This window comes from Rhabdothermincola sediminis (assembly GCF_014805525.1).
GTDB lineage: Bacteria > Actinomycetota > Acidimicrobiia > Acidimicrobiales > Acidimicrobilacustridaceae > Rhabdothermincola > Rhabdothermincola sediminis.
On the sequence record NZ_JACFSZ010000021.1, the window covers coordinates 14655 to 39786 of the forward strand.

The 25132-nt window shown below is 69.5% G+C and carries 28 protein-coding genes and 1 pseudogene; 21 read left to right on the top strand and 8 right to left on the bottom strand.

The features are described 5' to 3' along the window. The first annotated feature begins 24 nt into the window (after positions 1-24). Complete coding sequence (locus HZF19_RS14685) at positions 25-1440, top strand: magnesium chelatase ATPase subunit I (RefSeq protein ID WP_208029553.1); 1416 nt, start codon at positions 25-27, stop codon at positions 1438-1440. Positions 1441-1461: 21 nt separating this feature from the next. Here the strand turns inward: HZF19_RS14685 and rpiA are convergent, their stop codons facing one another. Both rpiA and HZF19_RS14695 read right to left on the bottom strand, forming a co-directional pair. Next, positions 1462-2145, bottom strand: a complete 684-nt coding sequence (gene rpiA / locus HZF19_RS14690; RefSeq protein ID WP_208029554.1) for a ribose-5-phosphate isomerase RpiA — start codon at positions 2143-2145, stop codon at positions 1462-1464. Continuing rightward, positions 2142-3377 carry a family 1 glycosylhydrolase gene (locus HZF19_RS14695; protein ID WP_208029555.1) on the bottom strand — a complete coding sequence of 412 codons (1236 nt, stop codon included), beginning with the start codon at positions 3375-3377 and terminating at the stop codon, positions 2142-2144. The genes rpiA and HZF19_RS14695 overlap by 4 nt, the downstream gene beginning before the upstream one ends. Positions 3378-3446: 69 nt before the next feature. Between HZF19_RS14695 and HZF19_RS14700 the strand changes: the two genes are divergently transcribed. After that, positions 3447-5462, top strand: coding sequence for a vWA domain-containing protein (locus HZF19_RS14700; protein ID WP_208029556.1), 2016 nt, complete (start codon positions 3447-3449; stop codon positions 5460-5462). On the opposite strand, the gene HZF19_RS14705 is transcribed toward HZF19_RS14700, so the two are convergent. Next, positions 5440-5946 carry an O-acetyl-ADP-ribose deacetylase gene (locus tag HZF19_RS14705; protein WP_208029557.1) on the bottom strand — a complete coding sequence of 169 codons (507 nt, stop codon included), beginning with the start codon at positions 5944-5946 and terminating at the stop codon, positions 5440-5442. The genes HZF19_RS14700 and HZF19_RS14705 overlap by 23 nt on opposite strands. A gap of 228 nt (positions 5947-6174) precedes the next feature. Between HZF19_RS14705 and HZF19_RS14710 the strand changes: the two genes are divergently transcribed. Beyond that, complete coding sequence (locus HZF19_RS14710) at positions 6175-6456, top strand: WhiB family transcriptional regulator (protein ID WP_208029558.1); 282 nt, start codon at positions 6175-6177, stop codon at positions 6454-6456. A gap of 1 nt (position 6457) precedes the next feature. Here the strand turns inward: HZF19_RS14710 and HZF19_RS14715 are convergent, their stop codons facing one another. Continuing rightward, positions 6458-7276 (bottom strand): hypothetical protein, encoded by an 819-nt coding sequence (locus HZF19_RS14715; protein ID WP_235980208.1) that lies wholly within the window; start codon positions 7274-7276, stop codon positions 6458-6460. 58 nt (positions 7277-7334) lie between these two features. On the opposite strand from HZF19_RS14715, the gene tatA reads away from it, so the two are divergent. After that, a complete protein-coding gene (gene tatA / locus HZF19_RS14720) occupies positions 7335-7511 on the top strand; it encodes a twin-arginine translocase TatA/TatE family subunit (protein WP_208029560.1) in 177 nt (58 codons plus the stop codon). 35 nt (positions 7512-7546) lie between these two features. Here the strand turns inward: tatA and HZF19_RS14725 are convergent, their stop codons facing one another. Continuing rightward, a complete protein-coding gene (locus HZF19_RS14725) occupies positions 7547-7801 on the bottom strand; it encodes a WhiB family transcriptional regulator (protein ID WP_235980210.1) in 255 nt (84 codons plus the stop codon). Positions 7802-8406: 605 nt separating this feature from the next. Between HZF19_RS14725 and HZF19_RS14730 the strand changes: the two genes are divergently transcribed. The 5 genes from HZF19_RS14730 to HZF19_RS14750 all read left to right on the top strand — a co-directional run bounded on the left by HZF19_RS14730 (position 8407) and on the right by HZF19_RS14750 (position 12855). Next, positions 8407-9456, top strand: a complete 1050-nt coding sequence (locus HZF19_RS14730; RefSeq protein ID WP_208029561.1) for a S1C family serine protease — start codon at positions 8407-8409, stop codon at positions 9454-9456. Between the two features lie 112 nt (positions 9457-9568). Continuing rightward, complete coding sequence (locus HZF19_RS14735) at positions 9569-9811, top strand: hypothetical protein (protein WP_307781243.1); 243 nt, start codon at positions 9569-9571, stop codon at positions 9809-9811. 39 nt (positions 9812-9850) lie between these two features. Next, a complete protein-coding gene (locus HZF19_RS14740) occupies positions 9851-11989 on the top strand; it encodes an RNA degradosome polyphosphate kinase (RefSeq protein ID WP_307781244.1) in 2139 nt (712 codons plus the stop codon). A 23-nt stretch (positions 11990-12012) separates the two neighbouring features. Further along, entirely contained in the window at positions 12013-12462 is a 450-nt protein-coding gene (locus HZF19_RS14745) for an NUDIX hydrolase (RefSeq protein ID WP_208029563.1), read from the top strand. 141 nt (positions 12463-12603) lie between these two features. Continuing rightward, on the top strand, positions 12604-12855 hold the full coding sequence (locus tag HZF19_RS14750; protein WP_208029564.1) for a PstS family phosphate ABC transporter substrate-binding protein: 252 nt from the start codon (positions 12604-12606) through the stop codon (positions 12853-12855). 1 nt (position 12856) lies between these two features. Here the strand turns inward: HZF19_RS14750 and HZF19_RS17520 are convergent. Further along, positions 12857-12949: pseudogene (locus tag HZF19_RS17520) on the bottom strand (phosphate ABC transporter permease subunit PstC); the annotation flags it as partial. A 134-nt stretch (positions 12950-13083) separates the two neighbouring features. Here HZF19_RS17520 and HZF19_RS14760 point away from each other — a divergent pair. From HZF19_RS14760 to HZF19_RS14785, 6 genes are all read left to right on the top strand, one after another. Then, a complete protein-coding gene (locus HZF19_RS14760) occupies positions 13084-13518 on the top strand; it encodes an ABC transporter permease family protein (protein ID WP_208029566.1) in 435 nt (144 codons plus the stop codon). Between the two features lie 50 nt (positions 13519-13568). Further along, on the top strand, positions 13569-13787 hold the full coding sequence (locus HZF19_RS14765; RefSeq protein ID WP_208029567.1) for an ATP-binding cassette domain-containing protein: 219 nt from the start codon (positions 13569-13571) through the stop codon (positions 13785-13787). A 17-nt stretch (positions 13788-13804) separates the two neighbouring features. Next, a complete protein-coding gene (phoU, locus tag HZF19_RS14770; RefSeq protein WP_208029568.1) occupies positions 13805-14551 on the top strand; it encodes a phosphate signaling complex protein PhoU in 747 nt (248 codons plus the stop codon). Continuing rightward, the gene (locus tag HZF19_RS14775; protein WP_208029569.1) at positions 14548-15828 is read left to right on the top strand and encodes a sensor histidine kinase; all 1281 of its coding nucleotides are present in this window, start codon (positions 14548-14550) and stop codon (positions 15826-15828) included. Before phoU ends, HZF19_RS14775 begins: the two co-directional genes overlap by 4 nt. 66 nt (positions 15829-15894) lie before the next feature. Beyond that, positions 15895-16614, top strand: a complete 720-nt coding sequence (locus HZF19_RS14780; RefSeq protein ID WP_208029570.1) for a response regulator — start codon at positions 15895-15897, stop codon at positions 16612-16614. 22 nt (positions 16615-16636) lie between these two features. Next, positions 16637-18229 (top strand): MFS transporter, encoded by a 1593-nt coding sequence (locus HZF19_RS14785; protein WP_208029571.1) that lies wholly within the window; start codon positions 16637-16639, stop codon positions 18227-18229. A gap of 19 nt (positions 18230-18248) precedes the next feature. Here HZF19_RS14785 and HZF19_RS14790 read toward each other — a convergent pair whose 3' ends face one another. Beyond that, a complete protein-coding gene (locus tag HZF19_RS14790; RefSeq protein WP_208029572.1) occupies positions 18249-19457 on the bottom strand; it encodes an Rv3626c family coenzyme F420 biosynthesis-associated protein in 1209 nt (402 codons plus the stop codon). Positions 19458-19494: 37 nt separating this feature from the next. On the opposite strand from HZF19_RS14790, the gene HZF19_RS14795 reads away from it, so the two are divergent. Next, positions 19495-20514, top strand: coding sequence for an NAD-dependent epimerase/dehydratase family protein (locus tag HZF19_RS14795; RefSeq protein WP_208029573.1), 1020 nt, complete (start codon positions 19495-19497; stop codon positions 20512-20514). Positions 20515-20517: 3 nt separating this feature from the next. Here the strand turns inward: HZF19_RS14795 and HZF19_RS14800 are convergent, their stop codons facing one another. Next, positions 20518-21756, bottom strand: coding sequence for a S1C family serine protease (locus tag HZF19_RS14800; protein WP_208029574.1), 1239 nt, complete (start codon positions 21754-21756; stop codon positions 20518-20520). A gap of 119 nt (positions 21757-21875) precedes the next feature. Between HZF19_RS14800 and HZF19_RS14805 the strand changes: the two genes are divergently transcribed. From HZF19_RS14805 to HZF19_RS14820, 5 genes are read left to right on the top strand one after another with little or no spacing between them, the layout of a single operon-like run. Beyond that, positions 21876-22403 (top strand): molybdenum cofactor biosynthesis protein MoaE, encoded by a 528-nt coding sequence (locus tag HZF19_RS14805; protein WP_307781245.1) that lies wholly within the window; start codon positions 21876-21878, stop codon positions 22401-22403. A gap of 2 nt (positions 22404-22405) precedes the next feature. Then, complete coding sequence (locus tag HZF19_RS16635) at positions 22406-22633, top strand: hypothetical protein (RefSeq protein ID WP_235980214.1); 228 nt, start codon at positions 22406-22408, stop codon at positions 22631-22633. Positions 22634-22635: 2 nt separating this feature from the next. Beyond that, a complete protein-coding gene (locus HZF19_RS14810) occupies positions 22636-23640 on the top strand; it encodes a rod shape-determining protein (protein WP_235980227.1) in 1005 nt (334 codons plus the stop codon). Further along, positions 23640-24425 carry an ABC transporter ATP-binding protein gene (locus HZF19_RS14815; protein WP_208029577.1) on the top strand — a complete coding sequence of 262 codons (786 nt, stop codon included), beginning with the start codon at positions 23640-23642 and terminating at the stop codon, positions 24423-24425. The genes HZF19_RS14810 and HZF19_RS14815 overlap by 1 nt, the downstream gene beginning before the upstream one ends. A 5-nt stretch (positions 24426-24430) precedes the next feature. Continuing rightward, positions 24431-25132 (top strand): ABC transporter ATP-binding protein, encoded by a 702-nt coding sequence (locus tag HZF19_RS14820; RefSeq protein ID WP_208029595.1) that lies wholly within the window; start codon positions 24431-24433, stop codon positions 25130-25132.

Below are 25132 nucleotides of genomic sequence, written 5' to 3' on the forward strand. Positions count from 1 at the left end.
AAGGGCGGCGATAGCGTGGCTTCCATGCCGTCTCCCAGCACCCGACCAGAGACCATCGGCGCCCTGCGGCGCTCCGGCTGGGTGTCCCGCCCGGTCAAGGAGGAGATCCGCCAGAACGCGGTGGCCCGCATCCGAGCAGGGGAGCCGCTCTTCCCGGGCGTGCTCGGCTACGACGACACCGTGCTACCGCAACTCGAGAACGCCCTGCTCGCCGGCCACGACGTGATCTTCCTCGGTGAGCGGGGCCAGGCCAAGACCCGCATGATCCGTTCCCTCACCGGCTTGCTGGACGAATGGATGCCGATCGTCGCCGGCTCCGAGATCAACGACGACCCGTATCATCCGGTGTCACGCCACGCCCGCGACCTCGTCGCCGCGGAAGGTGACGACACCCCGGTCGAGTGGGTGCACCGGGACGACCGCTTCGGCGAGAAGCTGGCCACCCCGGACACGTCCATCGCCGATCTGATCGGCGAGGTCGATCCGATCAAGGTGGCCGAAGGGCGCTATCTGTCCGACGAGCTGACGCTCCACTACGGCCTCGTGCCCCGTACCAACCGGGGCATCTTCGCCATCAACGAGTTGCCCGACCTGGCGGAGCGCATCCAGGTCGGCCTCCTCAACGTGCTCGAAGAGCGCGACGTGCAGATCCGGGGGTACAAGATCCGCCTGCCGCTCGACGTCCTGCTGCTCGCATCCGCCAACCCCGAGGACTATACGAACCGCGGCCGCATCATCACCCCTTTGAAGGATCGCTTCGGCAGCCAGATCCGGACCCACTACCCGCTCGACGTGGAGACCGAGGTCGCCATCGCCCGCCAGGAAGCCCGACCGCTCGAAGCCGATGGGCTGCGGGTGGTGGTCCCCGACTACATGGCGGAGGCCGTGGCCGAGCTGAGCCAGCTCGCTCGCCAGAGCCCCCACATCAACCAGCGTTCAGGGGTGTCGGTGCGGCTCACGGTGTCCAACATCGAGACGCTGGTGGCCAACGCCGCCCGCCGGGCCCTGGTCCACGGCGAGACCGACGTCGTGCCCCGGGTGAGCGACCTCGACGCCCTGGCCTCGTCGACGGCCGGCAAGGTCGAGATCGACTCGATCGAGGGAGGGCGCGACGAGCAGATCATCGAGCATCTGCTCAAGGCAGCCGTCCTGTCGGTGTTCCGTGACCACCTGCCCATCGAAGACCTGCGGCCGGTGATCGACGCGTTCGACGGCAGCCGTGTGGTCCACGTCGGTGAGGACGTGCTGTCGGCCGACTACGTGGGGCTGATCACCGAGATCCCCGAGCTACGCGAGCCGGTGCGCCGGTTGACCGGCGGCGACGAGTCGGCCGCATCGGTGGCGGCGGCCGTCGAGTTCGTCCTCGAGGGGCTGCATCTGTCGAAGCGGCTCAACAAGGAGACGGTCGGGGCTCGCGCCCAGTACCGGGGCCGGGGCTGATCGCGGGTTGCGACGCGCCGGTCAGCGGTCGTTGACCAGCTCGTGGACGCCGCCGTCGCCCGCGACCACCACCCGCTCCACCATCTCGCCGAGGAAGATCCCGTGCTCCACCACGCCCGGGATGGCATCGAGACTGGCGGCGAGCCCCCGGGGATCGTCGATCAGACCGAAGCGGGCGTCGGCGAGCAGGTTGCCGTTGTCGCTCCCACCGGGACGGATCGACACGGAGCTGGCCCCCAGCGCCTCGACCCGCGACGCCACGACCCCGGGGGCGAAGGGGAGGATCTCCAGCGGGGTGCCGAAGTCGCCGAGCTGATCGACCAGTTTGTGCTCGTCGACCACCACGATCCATCGCTCGCACATCTGGCCCACGATCTTCTCCCGGGTGAGCGCACCACCTCCTCCCTTCGTGAGGTTGAAGTCGGGGTCGACCTCGTCGGCGCCGTCGATCCCCACGTCGAGCCGGCCGAGGTCGTCGGGAGGGACCACCTGCAACCCGAGGGACCGAGCCAGCTGCTCGGTCTGGGTCGAGGTGGCGGTGCACGCGATGTCGAGGCGGCGCTCCCCGAGGGCCACGATCGTCCAGTGGACCGTCGAGCCGGTGCCGAGCCCGACCCGCATCCCGTCCTCGACGTAGGTGGCGGCGTGGCGGCCCGCTGCTTCCTTCTGGGCCAGTCGCGGATCGTGGTGCTCGGCGCTGCTCATACTGCCATCGTCGCGTAGCGGCGAGCGAGATCGGCGCTGCGCTTGGGGTTGCGGTCCCGGTCGAACAGCCCGAACTCGACGTCGAAGCCGTGCAGCCATTCGTAGTTGTCGACCGCGGTCCAGTGGAAGAACCCGCGGACGTCGATGCCGTCCTCGATCGCATCGGAGACGATGCCGATGCACTCATCCACGTAGCGGACCCTGGTCTCGTCGTCCGTGCCCACCCCGGAGGTGCCCAGCCCGCACTCGGCGACCAGCAGGGCCCGCCCGGGCAACTCGTCGGCGAGACGCCGCAGCACGATTCCCAGCCCCTCCGGCCAGGGCGCGTAGCCCATGGCGGTGACCGACGCGTCGACCGGGTAGGGCCCGGTCGTCGCGTCGGCGTAGACGGTCTGGGCGGCGTAGTAGGAGAAGCCGATCAGGTCGAACGAGCCCGCCATGTCGGGCCGTTCCTCCTCGACCGTGCCAGGCACGGCCAGCACCCCGTCGCGCAGGGCGCGGATCCACGAGGTCCAGTAGACGTCGTCGAAGGCCCGGGCCATGGCTCGTGCCTGTTCCCGTTCCGCGGGGTCCCGGGATCGGGTGCCGGGATAGATCGGCGAGAGGTTCATGATCGTCGCCACCGGCTTGCCGCCGCTGCGCAGCAGGCGCCACGCCTCGTGGTTGGCGAGGTGCGTCGCTCGCAAGGCGTGGCCGAAGTCCTCGAGGCTCCTCCGCCCGGGGGGATGGGTGCCGAGCAGCCATCCCGCCCCCGCGAAGGCGACCGGCTCGTTGATCGGCTTCCATCCGGTCACCAAGTCGCCGAAGGTCTCGCCCATCCAGTCGACGTGCCGGGCCCAGTGCCCCGAGCGCGCCCGGTCGTCGAGGAAGCCGCCCAGGTCGTCGCTGAACCACCCCGGCAACGTGAAGTGGTGCAGACACACCCAGATCTCGATGCCGGCGTCGCGTGCCGCCTGCAGCATGGCGGTGTAGTGCTCGACCGCGGCGGGATCGTGGTGGCCAGGCCGGGGCTCGAGCCGGGCCCACTCGAGGGAGAGGCGGTGGTGGGTGAGGCCGTGCTCGGCGAGCAGGCGGAAGTCCTCGGCGTAGCGGGTGGCGAAGCCGTTGCCGTCGCGGGATCGGGGGGCGCGTCCGAGATCCTCCCACCGCTTCCAGTCGGCGCGGGGCGCCGCACCCTCCGTCTGCGTGGACGAGGCCGCCGTACCCCACCAGAACCCCTCCGGGAACCCCATGACCGCATTCTGCCCCGCGCCGGTTCCACTGCCGGCGCGACCGTGGAGGGCGGCGGGTACCCTCGGCACATGGCCAAGGGACGTCGGGCTGCGTACTCCCGCTGGGACGGCACCCAGGTCGGCTTCGAGCTCGATGCGTTCGACGTCTTCGAGGAGATGACCGACGACCTCCTCTACCACGGCGACATCAACGCCGCGCTCCGGCGGATGCTGCAGTCAGGGTTCCGGGACCGTAACGGGGAGCGACTCCAAGGCCTTCGCGAGATGCTCGAGAAGCTCCGGCGCTCCCGCCGGGAACGGCTTGAGCAGTACGACCTCGGCGGGGTGTACGACGACATCGCGCAGGAGTTGCGTGAGGTCGTGGACACCGAGCGGCGATCGCTCGAGGACCTGGTTCGTGAAGCACGAGAGTCGGGTGATGTGCGCCGCCAGGAGATCACCGAGCAGGTGGCGCAGGAGCGGCAGATGCAGCTCGACATGCTGTCGCCCGATCTCGCGGGCATGGTGCGCGACCTGCAGCGCTACGAGTTCACCTCGTCCGAGGCCCGGCAGCGGTTCGACGAGTTGCTCGACCAGCTCCGCCAGCAGCTGGTGCAGAGCTACGTGAACCAGATGGCCGGCGCCATGAGCAACGTCAGCCTCGAGCAGATGCAGCGGATGAAGGACATGCTCGCCGAGTTGAACCGCATGCTCGAGCAGCGCCAGCGCGACGAGGAGCCTGACTTCGAGGGGTTCATGGAGCGGTACGGCGACTTCTTCCCCGAGAACCCGCGCAATCTCGATGAGCTGCTCGAGGTGATGGCCCAGCGGATGGCGGCGATGCAGGCCCTGCTCAACTCGATGACCCCCGAGCAGCGCGCCCAGCTCCAGGGCCTGGCGGAGCAGCTGCTCGAGGACATGGACCTGCGGTGGCAGGTCGATCAGCTCGGCGAGAACCTCCGGTCGATGTTCCCCGACCTCGGCTGGAACCGCCGCTACGACTTCAGCGGCCAGGACCCGCTCTCGTTCGCCGAGGCCGCGTCGATGCTGCAGGAGCTCGGTGACATCGATCAGTTGGAGAACCTGCTTCGCGGCGCCACGAACCCGGGCGCGCTGGCGGAGGTCGACCTCGACCGGGCGCGCGACCTGCTCGGTGACGACGCGGCCCGCAGCCTTGAGCGGATGGCCGAGCTGGCCCGGCTCCTGGAGGAGGCGGGGCTGATCGAGAACAAGGAGGGCCATCTGCAGCTCACGCCTCGAGGCATCCGCCGGGTGGGGCAGAACGCTCTCAGCGACCTCTTCCGCAAGATGACCGACGACCAGTTCGGTCGTCACGAGCTGCGACGTACGGGCGTCGGCCACGAGCGCGACTTCGACACGAAGCCCTACGAGTTCGGCGATCCGTTCAACCTGCACATCGGGCGCACGATCCGCAACGCGATCCAGCGCGCGGGCGGGGGCATCCCCGTGGCGCTCGCACCCGACGACTTCGAGGTCGAGCGCACCGAGCAGCTCGTGCGATCGAGCACCGTGCTCATGCTGGATCTCTCCCTGTCGATGCCGATGCGCGACAACTTCCTGCCCGCCAAGAAGGTGGCCATGGCGTTGCACGCTCTGATCTCCTCGCAGTTCCCGCGTGACTACCTGGGCATCGTGGGCTTCAGTGAGGTGGCCCGGGAGCTCAAGCCCGAGCAACTACCCGAGGTCTCCTGGGATTTCGTCTACGGCACGAACATGCAGCACGCGTTCCAGATCAGCCGCCGGCTGCTGGCCCGCCAGAGCGGCACGAAGCAGATCATCATGATCACCGACGGCGAGCCGACGGCTCACATCACCCCATCCGGCGACGTGTTCTTCAACTACCCCCCGGTGCACGAGACCGTCGACGCGACCCTGCGGGAGGTGGGCCGCTGCACGCGGGAAGGCATCCGTATCAACACCTTCATGCTCGATCCCACCCCGCACCTGCGGGCGTTCGTGGAGAAGCTGAGCGAGCTCAACCGTGGGCGGGCGTTCTTCACCACACCGGAGACGCTCGGCGACTACGTGCTCGTGGACTTCATCGAGCAGCGGCGGCAGCTGCTCAAGGGGCGGCGGGCGAGTTGAGGAGCCGCTCGTAGCAGGTGGCGGTCTCGGCGTCGAAGGCCACGAGCAGGACCTGCTCCACCTCGGTGGGCGTGGCGCGCACGGTGTCGACCGCGATCCTCGCCGCCTCCTCGGGCGGGTAGCCGAAGATCCCCGTCGAGATCGCGGGGAACGCTACCGAGCGGGCCCTGAGCTCGTCGGCGACCTCCAGCGACCGCCGGTAGCAGGAGGCGAGCAGGCCGGCCTCTCCGTGCCCTCCACCTCGCCAGACCGGCCCGACGGTGTGGATGATCCACCGGGCGGGGAGGGCGAAGCCGTCGGTGGCGACGGCGTCACCGGTCGCGCAGTGGCCGATCGCGGCGCACGCGGCCTCGAGCCCGGGGCCGGCGGCAGCGAAGATCGCACCGCACACCCCGCCACCTCTCCGGAGCTCCTCGTTGGCCGCGTTGACGATCGCGTCGACCTGGAGGGTGGTGATGTCAGCGCGTGTCGCCTGCAGGCGCATCGCCCGTCTCTCGGGCGTCGAAGCCCAACTTCCGCTTGCGTTTCCGGGCACTCGCGGTCATGATCACACCAATGTAATTACACATGTGGTAATGCGCTGTCGCCTCGGGTGGAGCCGGAACTGCCGATCAGGGGCAGGAGGGGACGCATTCCGCAGGACCGGAACACGTCGAGCTCCCTACCCGCGAGGGGCCTGGCGCCTGCCAGGGCGGGGAGGAGGAGGCCGGAGATGCTGTACGCAACCGCCGAATCGAGTGCTGTGGACAAGTCCTGGCAGGACTTCGCGAACTGCCTGGGGGTCGATCCGGACCTCTTCTTCCCGGAGCGGGGCGCGTCCACCCGGGAGGCGAAAGAGGTCTGCCGTGGCTGCGTGGTGCGCGAGGAGTGCCTCGAGTACGCGCTGGCCAACGGCGAGAAGTTCGGGATCTGGGGTGGCATGAGCGAGCGCGAGCGGCGACGCATCCGCCGCCAGCGGTCGCTCGCCCGAGCGGCCACCAACGCCGCCGGCTGAGCTAGCCGCCGGTTCCCGCGGGCCCGTCGAGGTCGAGGCCGCGAGCTGCGGCCCGAGCTTCGATGGTGCGCTCGAGGCTCAGGTCGAGTTCGTCCCATCTCGCGGGGTCGATGGCGTCCAGCACGGCTCGTGGCGCGAGGCCGACGAGCTCTGCCCGCTCGATCGGTGCCTGCTCGGCAACGGCGTCGAACACCGCCTCGGGCCCGACCTTGTTGGGATCGACGAGGTTGATCGAGACCTGCACGTGGGCGCCGACCTGCAGGCCGAGGGCGCGCACCGCCGGCCCGCGCAGCGACGCCGCGATGCGTCTCGCCCGCTCGACGTCACCGTCCGCGAGCCACAGGTTGTAGGCGACCAGCACCGGCCGGGCGCCGACCGCGCAGGCCCCCGCCGTCGGGTGGGGAGTGGCAGGGCCGATGTCGGGTGGCAGGGAGCCGAAGGCGTGCCGCCGAACGTCGGGCAAGCTTCGCTCCGGGCCGTAGAGGAAGCACGGGACGGCGAGCTCCTTGGCCAGCCAGCGAGCGAAGCGGTCGCGCGCTCCGAGGGCGTCATCGAGGGAGGAGGAGCCGAGCGGGACGAAGGGCACGACGTCGACCACACCGAAGCGAGGGTGCACTCCTTGGTGTGGGCGGAGGTCGAGCGCCAGCACGGCCGCCGCAGCCACCGCCCGCGCTGCTGCCTCGCCGATGACCGTGATGACCGCTCGGTTGTGGTGGGGGTCGGTGTGGACGTCGAGCAACGAGTCCCCGGCGTGCCGAGCGATGAACTCGACCGTGGCCACGCTTCGACCCTCACTGACGTTGATGACGCACTCCAGCATGCTTCCCTCACGACGAGCCCGACGAGGTTCCCTGGCCCGAGATGGCTAAGCTTCGAACATGAACCTCGGTGGGCCCGAAATCCTGCTGATCGCAGTGGTGGTGCTGCTGCTGTTCGGCGGTACCCAACTGCCCAAGCTCGCCCGCTCTCTCGGCGAGGCCCAGAAGGAGTTCAAGAAGGGCCTCCGAGAGGGAACCAGCGACGCCCCCGACGAAGGCAAGGGCCAGACGGCCTGAGCCCCCGGCGACCGCCGGGCTGGCGGTCCAAGGGCCTACAGGACGCTGCTGACCAGTGGGGCGGGCGACAACTTGCGCTTCTTGAGGATCCGGCGCCGCTGGCGCTCGGACGTCCCGCCCCAGACCCCGTGGTCGATGCGATGCTCCAGCGCGTACTCGAGGCACGGCTCCTTCACCGGGCACGACGCGCAGATGCGCTTGGCCGTCTCGACGCCGACCCCGTCGCTGGGGAAGAAGGTGGAGGGTGGCTCGAACCGGCACAGGCCCTGAGCCATCCATGAAGTGTCCATCTCGCCTCCGTTGATCTCCCAGGTGGCACGGGGGCCGAGGCCCGGTGGCTCCCAGCTTCCGATCCGAGGCCCGGGACGTCCACGAGGGTACCGTCGCCGAGCCGGGGATTCCGCACCTCGCCGGTAGAGTGCAGGAATCGACGTAATCTCGTCATAAAGCCCCGAACAAGGCCCCGACATTGCTCGACCGAGGAGCGAGGGTGGAGCAGGACCTCTCCACGCCCCGGCCGGCCCATCAGCCGGTCCTGCCACCGCCACCACCCACCGACGCACATGTCGGCCCCTTCGCCCCTCCGCCGGCCCCCCACGCACCATCGTGGCCTCCTCCTCCCACGAAGGCGCCCCGGGAGCTCCCGGCCCAGCCCTCGCCGGGCTCCGGGCCACCTCCTCCGCCGCTTCCTCCCCCGCGGGAGCTCGGAGGGGGCTCCGGCGCGCCGGGGGGCGCGGACACGACCTGGGCAGAGGGGGAGCCGACGTTCCCCAGCGCGCCGCCGCTGCACGGCCAGCCCACCCTCCCCCCACCGATCCCGCTGCCGCCCCTGCCCGGCGACCGGGCACCGGTGGCCGCCCCGGCGCGATCGGCGAGCCTGGCGACCGTGGTGGTCGTGGCGCTCGCGAGCGCGCTGCTCGCCGCGCTGGTCACCGCGGGCCTGCTGCAGGTCTTCGACCGCGACTCGGGGCAGCCTGGCACCTCTCGGAGCACGCTGGGATCGGGAGCCGCGCTCGACATCCAGGCGCTGCTCCGCAAGGCCCAACCGTCGGTGGTCACGGTCCACACGGACACCGCCTCGTCGTCGGGGCTCTACGGCGGTGCCGGCACCGGGGTGGTGGTCGGGGAGGACGGCTACATCCTCACCAACTGGCACGTCATCGGCGGCGCGTCATCGGTGCGGGTCACCCTCCATGACGGCACCGAGCACGAGGCGACCCTGGTGGGAGGGTTCCCGAACGACGACATCGCGCTGATCAGGGTCGTCGACGGCCCGTCCCTGGTCCCCGCGGAGTTGGGAAGCTCCAGCTCGATCCAGGTCGGCGACGAGGTGGTCGCCATCGGCAACGCCCTCAACCTGGGTGGGCCGCCAAGCGTGACGCGAGGGATCGTGTCGGCCACCGACCGCACGATCCAGACCCCCGAGATCACCTTGCGTGGTCTCATCCAGACCGATGCCGCCATCAACCCGGGCAACTCCGGTGGACCTCTCCTCGACGTGCAGGGCCGGGTGATCGGCATCAACACCGCGATCATCAGCGACGCCCAGAACATCGGCTTCGCCATCCCGATCGACGCGGTGAAGCCGTTGATCGACGAGCTCAAGCAAGGCCGGGGGACGATCACCCCGTCCTCGGCCTTCCTCGGGGTGGTCACCGAGTCCGTGGACTCCGTGCCCGATGCGGTGCTCGACCAGTACGACGTCAGCGCGTCCAACGGCGCCCTGATCACCGAGGTACAGCCGGGCACGGCGGCGGATCGTTCCGGCCTGCAGATCGGCGACGTCATCACCCGCATCGACGGCCAGCGGGTGCGATCCCGTGAGGACGTGCTCGCCATCATCCGGTCTCACGACGCCGGTGACGAGATCACCGTCGAGATCGAGCGGGCCGGTCGCAAGACCGAGATCACCGTGGAGCTGGGGAGCCGGCTCGGCGGCAACTGAGCGCGCCGGGAACCATGCTGGCCGGGAGCGGGTACGCTCGCGGTCCCGATCGAGGCAGAGAGGCCACCATTCCATGACGAGCGTCGAACCAGAGGAACCCCCGCGGGGAGCCGTGAAGATCGTCTACCTCGGTCCGGTCGCGCCCCACTGGGAGGTGCGTTCGGAGTTCGGTGACCGAGCGGTCATCGACGCGTTCCGTGACCGGGCGATGGCCCGGCTGTTGTTGCTCCCCCCGCACGATCCGCAGTTCCGCCGGAACCGGGAGCGAGTGGCGCGCGACGCCGAGCGTGAGCACCTCATCCTCGAGTGGGATCTGGGCTTCCCCGAGGACGAGGAGCTGGTCTCTGCTCGCTGAGCCCGGCCTGCGCCGGCGGTCCACCGCTACTGTGGATCCGTGTCCGGCTCGCCTCCCGTGATCACCACGAACACGATCGGCGCGCCGCTCGAGGTCCCGCCGGCCGAGGCGCTCGCCGCGAGCCCGGCGCGGTTCCTCAACCGTGAGCTCTCGTGGCTCGACTTCAACGCCCGGGTGCTGCACCTGGCGGAGGACCCCAACGTCCCCCTGCTCGAACGGGTCAAGTTCCTGGCGATCTTTAGCCAGAACCTCGACGAGTTCTTCCAGGTGCGCGTCGCCGGACTGAAGGACCAGGTCGCAGCCGGGGTCTCCACGCCCACGCCCGACGGCCGGACGGCCGCCCAGCAGCTCCTCGACATCCGCGATCGGGTCGACGCGCTCTGCCGCCACCAGCAGGACGTCTTCTTGACCCAGGTCGTGCCGGCACTGGCGGAGAAGGGGATCGTCTTCTCGGGCTACGACGAGCTCGACGACGACGACCGCAAGCATCTCGACGAGGTCTTCGAGGGGCGGATCTTCCCGGTGCTCACCCCGCTCGCCGTCGACCCCGGGCACCCCTTCCCGTACATCTCGGATCTCTCGCTCAACCTGGCGGTGATCGTCCACGATCCCCAGACGGGCTCGCTCCGTTTCGCTCGGGTGAAGGTCCCGAACCTGCTCCCACGATTCGTGGTGATGCCCGACGGGGAGCGGTTCGTGCCCCTCGAGCAGGTGATCGCCGCCCACCTCGGCTCGCTCTTCCCCGGCATGGAGATCGGCGCGCACCATTCCTTCCGAGTGACTCGCAACGCGGACCTCACGCTCGAGGAGGAAGAGGCCGACGACCTGCTCGCGGCGGTGGAGATGGAGCTGCGCCGCCGCCGCTTCGGTCGTGCCGTCCGCCTCGAGGTCGACCACGAGATCTCCGGCGAGATCCTCGACCTGCTCCGGCGGGAGCTCGACGTCGAGGAGGAAGACGTCTACCGGCAGGCGGGGCCGCTCGACCTGGGCGGCCTGTGGTCGGTGCACGCGCTCGATCGTCCGGACCTCAAGGACCCGGTGTGGGTGCCGATCACCGAGGGGCGGCTGGCGAGCCGGGAAGAGCGCGGGGTGAGCTTCTTCAACGTCATCCGCTCCGGCGACGTGCTCGTCCACCACCCCTACACGAGCTTCGGTACCTCGGTGGAGGAGTTCATCCGCCAGGCCTCGAACGATCCGAAGGTCCTCGCCATCAAGATCACCCTCTACCGCACGTCGGGCGACAGCTCGATCATCCAGTCGCTGATCCGTGCCGCCGAGCGGGGCAAGCAGGTCGCCGCGCTCGTCGAGCTCAAGGCCCGCTTCGACGAGGAGAAGAACATCGTGTGGGCCCGAGAGCTGGAGAAGGCGGGGGTCCATGTCGTGTACGGGCTGGTGGGCTTGAAGATCCACACCAAGACCACGCTGGTGGTCAGGGAGGAGAGCGAGGGGATCCGTCGCTATTGCCACATCGGGACCGGCAACTACAACCCGCGCACCGCCCGCCTCTACGAGGACCTGGGCCTGCTGACCTGCGATCCCGACATCGGCTCCGACCTGACGCAGTTGTTCAACCTGTTGACCGGCTATGCCCGGGAACCCGAGTTCAAGAAGCTCCTGGTGGCCCCGAGTGACCTGCGGGGTGCGATCCGCTCCCTCATCGAGCGCGAGGAGCGCGCCGGCGTGGCGGGGCGGATCACCATGAAGATGAACAGCCTGGTCGACGCCGAGATGATCGATGCGCTCTATGCCGCTTCGCGAGCTGGTGTCCGCATCGATCTGCTGGTACGAGGCATCTGCAGCCTTCGACCAGGGGTGCCGGGGTTGTCGGACACGATCCGAGTCCGCTCGATCGTGGGCCGCTACCTCGAGCACTCGCGCATCTTCCGCTTCGAGCATGGCGGGTCTTCTCTGGGTGACGCCGGCGATGCGCCCGCTTACTACATCGGCTCCGCCGACCTCATGCCACGCAACCTGGACCGGCGGGTGGAGGCCCTCGTTCCGGTCGAGGCCCCGGCGTTGCGGGCCCAGCTCGACGAGATCCTCGCGGTATCTTTCGCTGACGACACGCTCGCCTGGGAGCTGTGCCCCGACGGGACGTGGCGACACGTGGAGGGCGCCGGTCAGGTCGAGACGCACCGCCGCTTGCAGGAGCTGGCACTGGCGCGACGGACGGCATGACCGATATGGGTCGAATCGGGCCGGTGGGTGGTGATCGGCAGGTGGACGTCGCGGCTCGTGCGAGTGCAGGCGAGGACGGTACCTACGAGGTCGAGGCTGCGGGAGGTGTGGTCTGCCGCCTCCACGGCGGCGGGTGGCAGGTGGCACTCGTCCATCGCCCCAAGTACGACGACTGGACCTTCCCCAAGGGCAAGCTCGAGCCCGGCGAGCTGGCGGAGCAAGCTGCCCTACGAGAGGTCGAGGAGGAGACCGGCTTGGTGTGCCGGCTCGGTGAGGAGCTGCTCCCGGTCAGCTACCTCGACCAGCAGCGGCGTCGCAAGCGGGTGCGTTACTGGGTCATGACCGTGGAGGGAGGGGCATTCGAACCCAACACCGAGGTCGACGAGCTGCGATGGCTGGACCTCGAGACGGCGCACGACCAGCTCACCTACCCCCATGACCGGGCCGTCCTGGAGTCGTTCACCTGCTCGTAACCCATCGTTCGGCTCTCACTCATCTCGGGAGGTCGATCGCGTTACCTGGTGTCCGTACGATCCGGATCAGAGCGAGGCACGGATGGCCCCGTGAAGGCGATCCTGTGCGCATCCGTTCCGAACCCACCAAGGAGAAGCTGCGTGCGATCGAACAGACGACCCGGGTCGGCGATCTCGATCAAGGACAAGGAGGGCAGCTTCATCGGCCCGACGCCCGCGACGATCGCCGACGGCACCTACCCCCTTTCCCGCTCGCTGTATGTCTACGTGAACAAGAGTAAGGCGGATACCAACGCTGCGGTCGCGGACTACATCGACTTCCACCTCTCCGACGACGGCCTGAAGGCGGTCGAGGAGGCGGGCCACATCTCGTTGCCGGTGGAGCAGATCTGACGGTGAGGGCGAAGAAGCCCAGTACCACGCTGGGGATCCAGGCGAGGATCTCGAGCGAGGGCTTCAGCAACCGCCGCACCCTGGGGCGAGCGTACGTGGCAGGGGAGGGCCTCGCCTTCCAGAGCCTGTTCTTCATCGGCCCCCTGCTGTTCTTCACCACCCTGCTGCTTAACCTGGTAGCCGACCGGTTCGTCCGGAAGGTCCGTCATGCATACTGAGGTTCGTGCCATGGCGCTCGTGACCACCATCGGGCGGGGAGGCCAGGCAGCGGCCGCCTCGGTTCGCGCCGAGCTGACCGGACGGCGCACCGACGTGTCGGGCGTGGTGTTCAGGGCTGCCCTGCTGAGCGGGATCGCGCTCTCGGTGGGCGTCCTGGTGGTGCTGCTGACCAGCCAGGTGGTCGCGGGGTGGCCCGTGCTGTCCGGTCGGCTGAGTGACTTCCTCACGGCGACGACGAACTCCAACCCGGATCGTGCGGGGATCGCCCAAGCGTTGAAGGGCTCGTTCTGGATCGGCTTGATCGTGGTGGCGGTCGCGTTCCCCATCGGCATCGGCACGGCCGTGTACCTCGAGGAGTACGCCGTCCACAACCGGATGACCTGGGTTCCGGGCAGACACCGCGGCGGCGATCGTGGTCATGCTGGTGATCGTGCTTCTCGCTAACGCGGGTGCCATCGTGTTGCGCAACCGGTACCGCTCGCATCGAGGACCCCATGCAAGAGATGAAGCGCGAGTACACGATCGTGATCGTCACCCACAACATGCAGCAGGCCTCCCGCGTCAGTGACCGAACGGCCTTCTTCACCACCGAGGTCAGCGCCGACGGTGACGCCCGGACCGGGTTACTGGTGGAATACGACCTCACCCAGACCATCTTCGCCAATCCCCAGGATGAGCGGATCGAGAACTACGTCACCGGCCGGTTCGGCTGAGTGCTGAGGAGGTTGGCATGCAGGAACAGCGCAAGACGTTCCACCAGGAGCTCGATGCCATCCGTGACGACATCGTCAAGCTGGCGGCGCTCGTCACCGAGTTCATCCCCCGGGGCACGGAGGTGCTGCTCAACAACGATCTGCAGGGTGCCCAGCAACTGATCGAGGACGACGACATCCTCGACGAGCTGGCGGTGGACATCGAGGACCGCTGTTACCACATCCTGGCTCTCAAGCAGCCCATGGCGAGCGATCTGCGCTCGATCGTGACGGCCATCCGTCTGGCCTCGGAGCTGGAGCGCTCCGGCGACCTGATGGTCAACGTCGCCAAAGGGGCTCGCCGGATCTATGGCGCGCAGTTCGACCCCAAGCTCCGTGGGCTCATCGAACGGATGAGCGAAGAAGCCCAAAGGCTGTTCCGGTTGGCCATCGACGCCTACGTCGAGCACAACGCTGGGCTGGCAGCGGCGCTCGACGATATGGACGACCAGCTCGATGCCCTCCACAAGGACTACATCCAGGCCATCTTCGAATCCCATCACACCGGCTCGATCGATCTCGAAGCGGCGGTGCAGCTCGCGCTGATTGGCCGGTACTACGAGCGCATCGGCGACCATGCCGTCAACATCGGCACCCGGGTGCAGTACATGGTGACGGGCTGGCTACCCGAGCATGGTGGTGCGGCACGGGCCAAAGCTCGTGCCGCTGCCCGGCAGGCGCTGGGTTCGGACGAGGTCGCTGAGGCTGACGGCGACGGACCATGACCGCCTTCGTGTTCGGTTGTCTCGCGGGGCTGCTCACGGGGGCGACGCTGACTTGGCTCCTCGTCGCCAAGGGGCGGGAGCGGCGGATGAGCGTTGCGTTGGAAGCAGCCATCGATCGCCTGGCAGGTGGCCCACCGTCAGCGCCGGCGGAGCGCGGCCTGCCTGGCGCCATGGGCAGGCTGAACCGAGCAGTTGAGGAGGCACTGGCGGTGCTCGACGAGGCTGCTGACTTGCAGAGCACGCTGGAACGAGCGCTCGACGCCATCCCCCAAGGGGTGGTGATCGCGGACGAGACGGGCGGGCTGGTCTTCCAGAACGAGGTGGCGTCCGCGTTCGCAGGGGCGCGCCACGCGGACGCCCTCGTGCAGGCCGCGGTCGACGAGCTGGTCGCCGAGGCGATGGCCGGTCGGGGCGGCAATCGGGTCCTGGACCTGTTCGGGCCACCTCGGCGGACGCTGGCTATCGAGGCCGTCCCGCTCCCGTCCATGCGCGGGATCGGCGCATTGGCGGTGATCGAGGACATCTCCGAACGGCGACGTCTCGAGGCCGTGCGGCGCGACTTCGTCGCCAACATTAGCCACGAGCTCAAGACCCCCGTCGGTGCCTTGGGCTTGCTGGCCGAGACGCTGCTCTCGGAGGAGGATCCAGCCGTCCGCCAGCGCCTCGCGGAGCGGATCCAGACCGAAGCGTTACGGGTCGGGCGCACGATCGAGGACTTGCTCGAGCTCAGCCGGATCGAGAGCAGTGAGTTGCCGCACCGCCATCCGGTGCCTGTCCACCTGGTGCTGGCCGAAGCGGTCGAGCGCATCCGCCCCGCGGCCGAGCAGGCCGGCATCGGCATCCATGTCGAGGAGCCGTCCCATCGGCTCGCCGTCCTCGGGGATCGCCGCCAGCTCGTGTCTGCGCTCTACAACCTGCTCGACAACGCGGTGAAGTACTCCGATCGGGGCTCGACGGTGGAGGTGTGGGCCGGCACGGACGGCATCGACGTGGAGATCGCCGTCCGTGACCACGGCATTGGGATCCCCGCGGGCGACCTCGAGCGGGTGTTCGAGCGCTTCTACCGGGTCGACCACGCGCGCAGCCGCCAGACTGGGGGTACCGGCCTCGGGTTGGCGATCGTCCGCCACGTGGTCAACAACCACGCGGGATCGGTGCACGTCGAGTCGCGGTTGGGGGAGGGCTCCACGTTCACGCTCCGCTTGCCGACCGCGAGCGGGCCCGTGGCCCTCGATCCCCCTCGTGATGGTGCAGACGACCGGGCGGAGGTCGGATGACCGCCCGGGTGGGCTGCGCGGACGACCCGATGAGCGACCGTTGAGCAGAGAGGTGGACAGGTAGAGATGGGTCGGGCAACGTCGGTCCTGCTGGTCGAGGACGAGGATTCCTTCGTCGAGGCCTTGACCATCGGGCTCAGTCGGGAAGGCTTCGAGGTCAGCGTCGCCCGCGACGGGGCCGAGGCGCTGGACATGTTCGACGACCTCAAGCCCGATCTGGTGCTGCTCGACGTGATGCTGCCCAAGGTGTCCGGCGTCGACGTCTGCCGCGAGCTGCGGTCGCGTTCGGACGTCCCGATCATCATGGTGACCGCGAAGGGCGCGGAGATCGACACGGTGGTCGGGCTGGAGGTGGGCGCCGACGACTACGTCAGCAAGCCCTACCGCCTGCGGGAGCTGGTGGCCCGTATGCGGGCCGTGCTGCGGAGGCGCAGCGGCGTCGACCTCCCTCGCCTGCTCCCGGGGGAGGAGGGCGAGGACGTCGTCTCGGTGGGTGACGTCACCGTCGATCACCTGCGTCACGAGGTGACGGTTCGGGGCCAGGAGGTACGCCTCCCACTCAAGGAGTTCGAGCTGCTCTCGCTCCTCCTCGAGAATGCCGGCCGGGTGCTCACCCGGGACGTGTTGATCGACCGGGTCTGGGGGACCGACTACGTCGGTGACACCAAGACCCTCGACGTGCACATCAAGCGCTTGCGATCGAAGATCGAGGAGGACCCGGCGCACCCCGTCAGGATCGTGACGATCCGTGGGCTCGGGTACAAGTACGAGGCCCCGCGGAGCTGACGCCGCTCCTACGATGGGTCGAGTGACGGCCCTGCCTGGCTCCGCGATCCCCGGTTCGCGGGACCCGCGCCGCCCGTTCGCGACCTCACCCTTCGCTCGGCTGGCCCGCACCCATGCCCTCGGGGTGGCGGGCGACGCGCTCTTCGCCATCGCCTTGGCCGGGTCGGTGTTCTTCGCCCTCGATTTCAGCGCCGCCCGGTACCGGGTCGCGCTCTACCTGCTGCTCACGATCGCTCCCTTCGCGGTGGCCGCCCCCCTCATCGGGCCCGCACTGGACCGGGTGCGGGGTGGCCGGCGCTGGGTGATCGTGGGCTCCATGGTGGCGCGGGCAGTCCTGTGCTTCCTGGTCATCCGCCACCTCGACAGCATCCTGTTCTACCCAGAGGCCTTCCTGATGCTGGTGCTGGGCAAGGCCTACACGATCTCCAAGAGCGCGGTGGTGCCCACCACCGTCCGGTCCGACCGCGAGCTGGTGGAGGCCAACTCGAAGTTGACAGTGCTCTCGGCCATCGCTGTGGTGGTCGCGGTGCTGCCGGGGGGGCTGCTGTTCAAGCTGGGAGGCCCCGGCTGGACGCTCGGTCTCGCGCTCATCGCGTTCGCCGCGGCGACGGCGATGGCCTTGCAGTTGCCGCCCGCCAAGGTCGCGCTGGAACCACCCGGCGAGATCGAGCGGATGGAGCTGCGAAGCGCGGCCATCTTCCTGGCGTCGGTCGCGATGGGGGCCGTGCGGGGCATCGTCGGCTTCCTGGTCTTCATGCTGGCCTTCGACTTCAAGAACCAGGGGGCGCCGGCATGGCATCTGGGCCTGGCTGCCGCGGCCGCCCAGCTCGGCTTCTTCCTCGGCGCGGTCGCCGCGCCCCGCTTGCGGAAGCTGGCCGACGAGGAGCAGATCCTCGCGGCCAGCCTCGTCGTCACCAGTATCGGTGGGCTGCTGTGCGCGTTCATCGGAGGGGTGCCGGCGGCGGCACTGCTCCCCATGATCGTCGGCGCCGCGTCGAGCGCGGCGAAGCAGGCGTTCGACGCGATCATCCAGCGGGACGCCCCGGACGCCAACCGCGGACGGTCCTTCGCCCGCTTCGAGACCCGCTTCCAGCTCTACTGGGTGATCGGCGCCCTGGTCCCGATCGTGATTCCCATCCCCGCGAGGTTGGGCTTCGTGCTGGTGGGCCTGGCAGCCGGTGGAGCCGTGGTCTGGTACGTGGTCGGGCTGTGGCGGGTGAGGCACGGGCACGTCTCGCCCCGCCGACGGGGGGTCCCCCCCAGCCGCGGCCGCGCGCCGTCGACCCCTGGCGAGGTCCCCGACGACCGGACCCGAGCGGGCGAACGGCGGGGCCGCCCGTGGAAGCGGACGCCTCCGGACCAGCCCCCGAGCTGGGAGCCGCCTCCCGGCTTCGTGTCCCGGCGTCTCGACGACCCTGACGTGGAGGAACCGGCCCGGCTCGGGGCTGGTGTCGCGGCGGAGGGCGCGCGGCCGAGCACGTCGGCTCCGGGCCTCCCCGGGACGGACCAGGGTCCCTCGATGGTGCAGCCACCGCTGCCTCTCGACGAGGCCTTCGACTACCCCGAGCCTCCCTGGCGCGAGCCTGAGGAGCGACCCGCACCCTCGAAGGACTGAGAGGGGCGGGTCGCGGAGGTCAGTTCGCGTCGGGGAGCTCGATGCGCGCCAACCAGAGGCCCGGCGCGTCGATCTCGGCGGGAGTGGGCAGCGTGCGCTCCGACTCCCACAGCCGGGCCAGGCCCGAGGGGCCGGCCCGCTCCAGCACGCCCTCCACGAACCGCTCGCCGCGCTCGTACTGCGCCTGCGTGAGCTCGAGGCCGAAGAGCCGCTCCACGAACCGATCGGACGGGCGGGCTTCCACCCGGTGCCGTCGCAGCGCCTCGGTGAGCCGGTGGTAGTCGGCGATGAGCTTCGCTCCCACCTCGTCCATCACATGGTCGACGTAGCCCACGATCGCGGCCAGCAACGCCTCGAGCTGGGGCAGCATCGCTCGTTGTGCCGGGGACTGGATGGCCCCCAGGAGGACCTCAGGATCGCTGAAGAGCGCCTGCAGCTCACCGAGCTGGGAGGGGTCGCTGAGCTCCAGGCCGCCGAGGCGTTCCTCGATCCCACCCTCACTGCCCTCGAAGCCCGAGAGGTACTGGTGGAGCAGCTCCTCCAGGCGTGAGCGTACGTGCCGGACACCGAGCACCGCATGGTGGGCGACCTCCGACAGACAGACCCAGAGCCGCAGGTCGTCACGCTGCAAGCTCCAGGCGTCACCGAACGCGTCGAGGTTGGCAGGCACCACCATCAACTCGTCGCTCGCCGGGCGGGGGATGGGCAGCTCGTACTGGCCGAACGCCCGTCGAGCCAGGTGGCCGACCATGCTGCCCGCGGTCATGCCGAGCATCATCGGACCGATCATCTGCATGAGCGGTGCCATCCACGCCATGGGATCGCCGGTCTCGATCGGGTCCGTGGCCGGCTCGTGGTGCTCGTGGTCCAGCGAGCCGGCGAGCTCCTCGAACAGCGGCCGGTAGGCCTCCAGGGTGCGGAGCGCCCACTGGGCTCGGGTGACCGGCACGATCGCCAGACCCGTGCCGGTCACCGAGGTCGGCAGCCCGGTGGCATCGGCCACGTGCAGCTCCGCGACCCGGGCCAGCTGCTCGATGCTGATCCGATCGATCGGATCGACGTTCGGCTCCGGCTCGCCGCCGGTGGCGATCGACACCGCGAGCTGGCGAGCCGCCTCCCAGGCGACGGGGCCCTGCTGCTGGAACAGCCGCGCGAGATCACCGAAGATCGGCAAGCCCCGGAACGGGTCGCCGCTGCCGAACGGGCTGTCGTCGCGTGATCCGCTCACAAGGGCATCGTAGGCGGGTGCAGGGCATGATTGACGCGTGACCGCCCCGGTTTCCGTGCTCGATCCGCCCACCATGCCTACCGTCATCCTCGGTGGGGGCAGCGTGATCGGACAGCGCCTGCTGAGCCGCCTGTCCGCGGGCAGCGTCGATCTGCGGACGATGCGTGACGGCGCCGTGGATGAGGCGGCCTTCGCCGGTGCGGGGACGCTCATCGTGCTCGGAGCGGGTCGGGGCCCGGATCTGGACGGACGGGGTGGAGCTGAGTTCGATCTCGCCACCGTCCGCGCTGCGCTGGGGGCGGCGACGAAGGCAGGGGTCCGGCAGGTGGTCGTGCTGTCGTCGGCGATGATGTACGGGGCGTGGCCCGACAACCCGGTGCCCCTGACCGAGGACGCGCCTCTGCGGCCCGACCCGCGCCTTCCTGCGGTGACGTCGATGGCGGAGCTCGAGCGCCTGGCTGCGTCCTGGCGCGACGACAACCCGGGCGTGTCGGTCGCGATCCTGCGTCCAGTGGTCATGGTCTCGGCCGAGACGGCCACCTGGTTCCGTCGGTCGCTGTGGCGGAGTGGTGGCCTGCAGGTCGGTGACGCCGATCCCCCTCGCCAGTTCGTGCACGTCGAGGACGTGGTGACGGCACTCGAGGTGGCCTGGCGCGGGCGCCTCGACGGCCCGTTCAACGTCGCCCCGGACGGGTGGCTCACCGCGGAGGTGTGGCACGACCTCGGTGGCTCCACGCCGCGGCTGCGGTTGCCTGCCGGCGCGGTGCGTTGGTTGCGGCGCGTGGGGCTCCGCGCCGGGCTCGGCGATGCACCGCCCGAGTTGCTCTCCTACGCGGTCCACCCGTGGGTCGTCGCGAACGACCGGTTGCGTGCTGCTGGCTGGAAGCCGGCGTTCACCAACGAGGAGGCCTACATCGCCGCGGACCGGGCAGGGCCTCTGCGCTCGATGAGCCCCCGCACTCGCCAGGAGCTGTCGCTGGCCGGTGCCGGCTTGGTGCTCGCCGGGACGGTCCTCGGTCTGGGGTGGCTCCTGCGCCAGCGGCACCGACGTCGGTGAGGATCACGGGCTCTTTGTCGTGAGGGTGACCAGCGTGACGTCCTGCTCGCCGCCTCGCAGGAACGCCAACCGCACGGTGTCCCCGGCGTGGTGAGACCGCACCTCGACGATCAGCTCCGAGATGGTGGTGATCGGCCGGTCGTCGATCCTGGTGACGACGTCGCCGGGGGCCAGGCCGGCCTGCGATGCAGGCGACCCGTCGCTCACCCGGGCCACCTTCACGCCACCGCGGCCGAGCGCGTCGATCTCGGAGTCGGTGAGATCCGTACCTTCGATGCCGAGCCACACCGGCGACACCCGGCCGGTGAGCAGGATCTCGTCCGAAAGGCGCTTCGCCCAGTCGATCGGGGTGGCGAACCGCACCTCGAGACGCTGGCCACGGTCGGTCGAGCCGCCGGAGCGGTTCTCGCCATCGACCTTCCCACCGGATCCTGAGGCGCCGCGCTTGGTCACCACTCCCACGACCGCGCCCGATTCGTCGATGAGGGGTGCCCCCGTGGCCTCCTCCGGGATGCGGAGGTTCGCACGGATCATCCCGTGCATCGAGTCACCGCCGGGTAGGTCCACCCGCTCGCCCAGCCCGCTCACCAGACCGACGCCAACCAACGGCGAGCCCGGCTGGCCGGCGACGGTGGAGATGGCCATGGCCCGCTCGCCGAGCTCGAGCGAACCGGGTTGGCCGATGGTCGCGGTCGGGAGATCACCCCGCTCGACCTTCACCACCGCGATGTCGTTCTCGTGGTCGAGCCCCACCAGGGTGCCGTCCAGCACCTGGTGGTCACTGAAGGTCACCGTGATCGCGTCGGCGCCGTCGACCGCGTCGGCCGAGGTCAGCAGCACACCATCGGTGCGGATCACTACCCCGGTGCCGCCACGACTGCCGGCCGGGGAGCGAGTGTCGATCCGTGCCACGGCGGGAAGGACCTGCTCAGCCAGCGCGAGGTCGTCCGCACCGGGGTTCTTGGGGACGGGTAGGGCGATGGTCTCGACAGCCGGTGGGCTCGGGTGATCGTCGAAGGCCCCGGAGACCTCGAGCGCCGCCAGGGTGGCCGCCGCGCCGAGCAGGAAGGCCACCACGCCGACCAGCCAGGTACGGGTCGGGGCACGAGGCCGTTCCACGATGGTGATCGGCTGGCGGGCACCGGCCGGTCCCAGCTCCGATGGGTGGCGCCACAGCCGGTCCTCCGGGGGCAGTGGAGGCTGGAACCCGAGCGACTCGTCGGGCTCGTCGTCGTGCGCCATGAGGGCGAGGATAGTGACGCTCCCTCAGGCGCCGGCCGCGGCTCGACCGCCGCGATTGCGCAGGCGCCGGCTCCTCGACGAATCGAGTGCCGCGCGGTGCGGTCACTACCATGACCACCGTGGACGTGCCCCTCAGCCCCACCGGCGCGGTCGTGCCACCTGCCGATCGCGACGAGTGGATCGGCCTCACCACCCAGCCGTTGCCGGTCGGAGCGGCGACCGACTGGGCGGTGCTGCCACGGTGCGGGGCGGTCGTGCTGTTCAGTGGCACGGTGCGCGATCACGCACCCGGTCGCCACGACGTCACGGCCATCGACTACGAGGTGTACGAGGAGCACGCCGGTCCGAAGCTCGCGGCCATCGCTCGCGAGATGCGCGCCCGGTGGCCGGACGTCGGTCGGGTGGTGCTGCTGCACCGGGTCGGGCACGTGCCCGTCGGTGAGTCGTCGGTGGTCGTGGTCGTGTCCGCGCCGCACCGGCGTGAGGCGTTCGACGCCGCCAGGTTCGGGATCGACACCCTGAAGTCATCGGTGCCGATCTGGAAGCGTGAGATCTGGGAGGGCGGTTCCCGCTGGGGCGTCGATGCCCAGGACATCGAGCCGACCGGCGCCGCGCCGTCCGGCGGGGCCACGAGGGGAGGCGGTTAGCCATGGGCAACGCCGTTTTCCTGCTCGTGGCGATCGTCGTCAGCATCCTCGGGTCTCTCATCATCTGGTACCGGCAACGTCGGCCGAAGACCTTCATGTCGAGCATCGAGGAGTTCCAGCGGGAGATGAAGGCGCTCGGGCGCGATCCGGGTCGCGACTCGCCGCGGTGGCACACGTCGCGCTCCCGCCGGTACGCGTCCCGGCAGCCCCACGACGGCGAAAGGCACTGAAGCTGGCTCGCGATCTCGCCATCGACCTCGGGACTGCGAACACGCTCGTCTACGCGAGGGGTGAGGGAATCGTCTTGAACGAGCCCTCTGTCATCGCGCTCAACAGCCGCACGCAGGACGTGCTCGCGATGGGGCACGAGGCCTGGCAGATGATCGGACGCACACCGAGCTACATCGTCGCGGTCCGCCCGTTGCGTCAGGGTGCGATCACCGACTTCGACATCACCCAGCGCATGATCCGGCTGCTCCTCCAGCGGGTCGGGGTGAATCGGTGGAACCGCCCACGGGTCGTGATCTGCGTTCCCTCGGCCATCACCGCGGTGGAGCGCCGGGCGGTGATCGAGGCCGCCAAGCGGGCCGGCGCGTCCGAAGCCCACCTCATCGAGCAGCCGATGGCCGCGGCGATCGGCGCGGGGCTGCCGATCAACGAGCCCCTCGGCAACATGGTGGTCGACATCGGTGGCGGCACGTCCGAGGTGGCGTTGATCTCGTTGGGGGGCGTCGTGGCTCTGGAGGCCGTCCGGGTGGGCTCGTTCGACATCGACGCCGCCCTGCAGATCTACATCCGCCGCGAATACGGGATCGCAATCGGTGAGCGCACCGCCGAGGAGATCAAGGTGACGATCGGCTCCGCGTGGCCTACCGAGAACGAGTTCGCGGCCGAGGTGCGGGGCCGGGAGCTGATGAGCGGCCTGCCCAAGACCGTGATCCTCTCCGCGGAGGAGGTGCGAGAGGCCATCGATGAACCGGTCTCGGCGATGGTCGACACGGTCATCACCTGCCTCGGTCAGGCACCACCGGAGCTGGCGCAGGACCTGATCGAGCAGGGGATCCACCTGGTGGGGGGCGGTGGCATGCTCCGCGGACTCGACCTGCGCTTGGAGCAGGAGACCGACATCCCGGTCCACCTGGTCGACGCCCCTCTAGAGTGCGTGGTGCTCGGTGCCGGTCATTGCATCGAGGCATTCGACGATTTGAAGGTCATGTTCATGGACGAGAGGGTCTGATGGCAGCCGCGGACGCGCCCGCTCGGGCACTGCTCGAGGTCGGCGACGTGAGCGTCCGCTTCGGTGGTCTGGTCGCGCTTGACGGGCTCAGCTTCACCATCGACGAGGGGCAGATCTGTGCCCTGATCGGCCCCAACGGTGCGGGCAAGACCACGTTCTTCAACGTCGTCAGCCGCATATACCTGCCGACCGAGGGGTCCATCACCTTCGACGGTCACGATCTGCTGGCGGTCCCCCCGCACGACATCGCACGGCTCGGGGTCACTCGCACCTTCCAGAACCTCGCGCTCTTCCCGGGCCTGTCGGTGCTCGACAACGTGCGGGTGGGGGCGCACGCCCGGAGCACGGGCGGTCTCGGCACGAGCCCGTGGTACGTGATTCGGCGGAGGGAGGAGAAGCGCCTGCGGGACGAAGCCATGGCGATCCTGGAGCGGCTGGGTCTGGAAGCGATCGCCGGCCGTCCGCCGGTGGGCCTGCCCTATGGCACGCTCAAGCGCATCGAGCTGGCTCGTGCTCTGGCCTCTCGCCCGAGGCTCCTCATGCTGGACGAACCGGCGAGCGGCCTGACGCACCAGGAGGTGGCGGTGCTCGGCGAGCTCATCCAGACGCTCCGCGACGACTTCGGTCTCACGATCCTGCTCGTCGAGCACCACATGAACATGGTGATGAGCATCTCCGAGAAGATCGTGGTCATGGAGTTCGGTCGCAAGATCGCCGAGGGCCCCCCTGCGCAGGTCGCGCAGGACCAGCGGGTGATCGAGGCCTACCTGGGGACACCTGCGTGACCACCATGTTGCGGGTGAGTGGGCTGGTCGCCGGGTACGGGCCGGTGAGCGTGCTGCACGGCCTCGACTTCGAGCTCGCCGAGGGAGAGGTGGTGGTGATCCTCGGCGCCAACGGCGCAGGGAAGACCACCACCCTGCGGGCGCTGAGCGGGATGATCCAGGTGCAGGGCACTGTCGAGCTCGCTGGCGTGCCGATCGTCGGCAAGAAGGTCGAGGAGATCGTCCGGCTCGGCATGGCCCATGTGCCGCAGGGCCGGGGCACGATCGCGGACCTCACCGTGGAGGAGAACCTGCGGGCCGGGGCTTTCGTGCGCAAGGACCGGGAGGTCGACGCCGACATCGCGCGCTGGTACGAGACTTTTCCCCGCCTCGCGGAGCGCCGCGGTCAGGCCGCGGGGAGCATGAGCGGTGGCGAGCAGCAGATGCTGGCGATCGCTCGGGCGCTGATGTCCCGACCTCGGCTCCTGCTCCTCGACGAGCCTTCGCTGGGCCTGGCTCCGCTGGTCACGCGTGAGTTGTTCGAGCGCCTACGTGAGATCAACCGGGAAATGGGCACCACGATGCTCGTCGTGGAGCAGAACGCCAACCTGGCCTTGGAGATCGCATCGAGGGGTTACGTGCTCGAAGCCGGTCGCATCGCCACATCGGGCAGCTCGAGCGAGCTGATGAGCGACGAGGCCGTCCGCAAGGCCTACCTGGGGTACTGA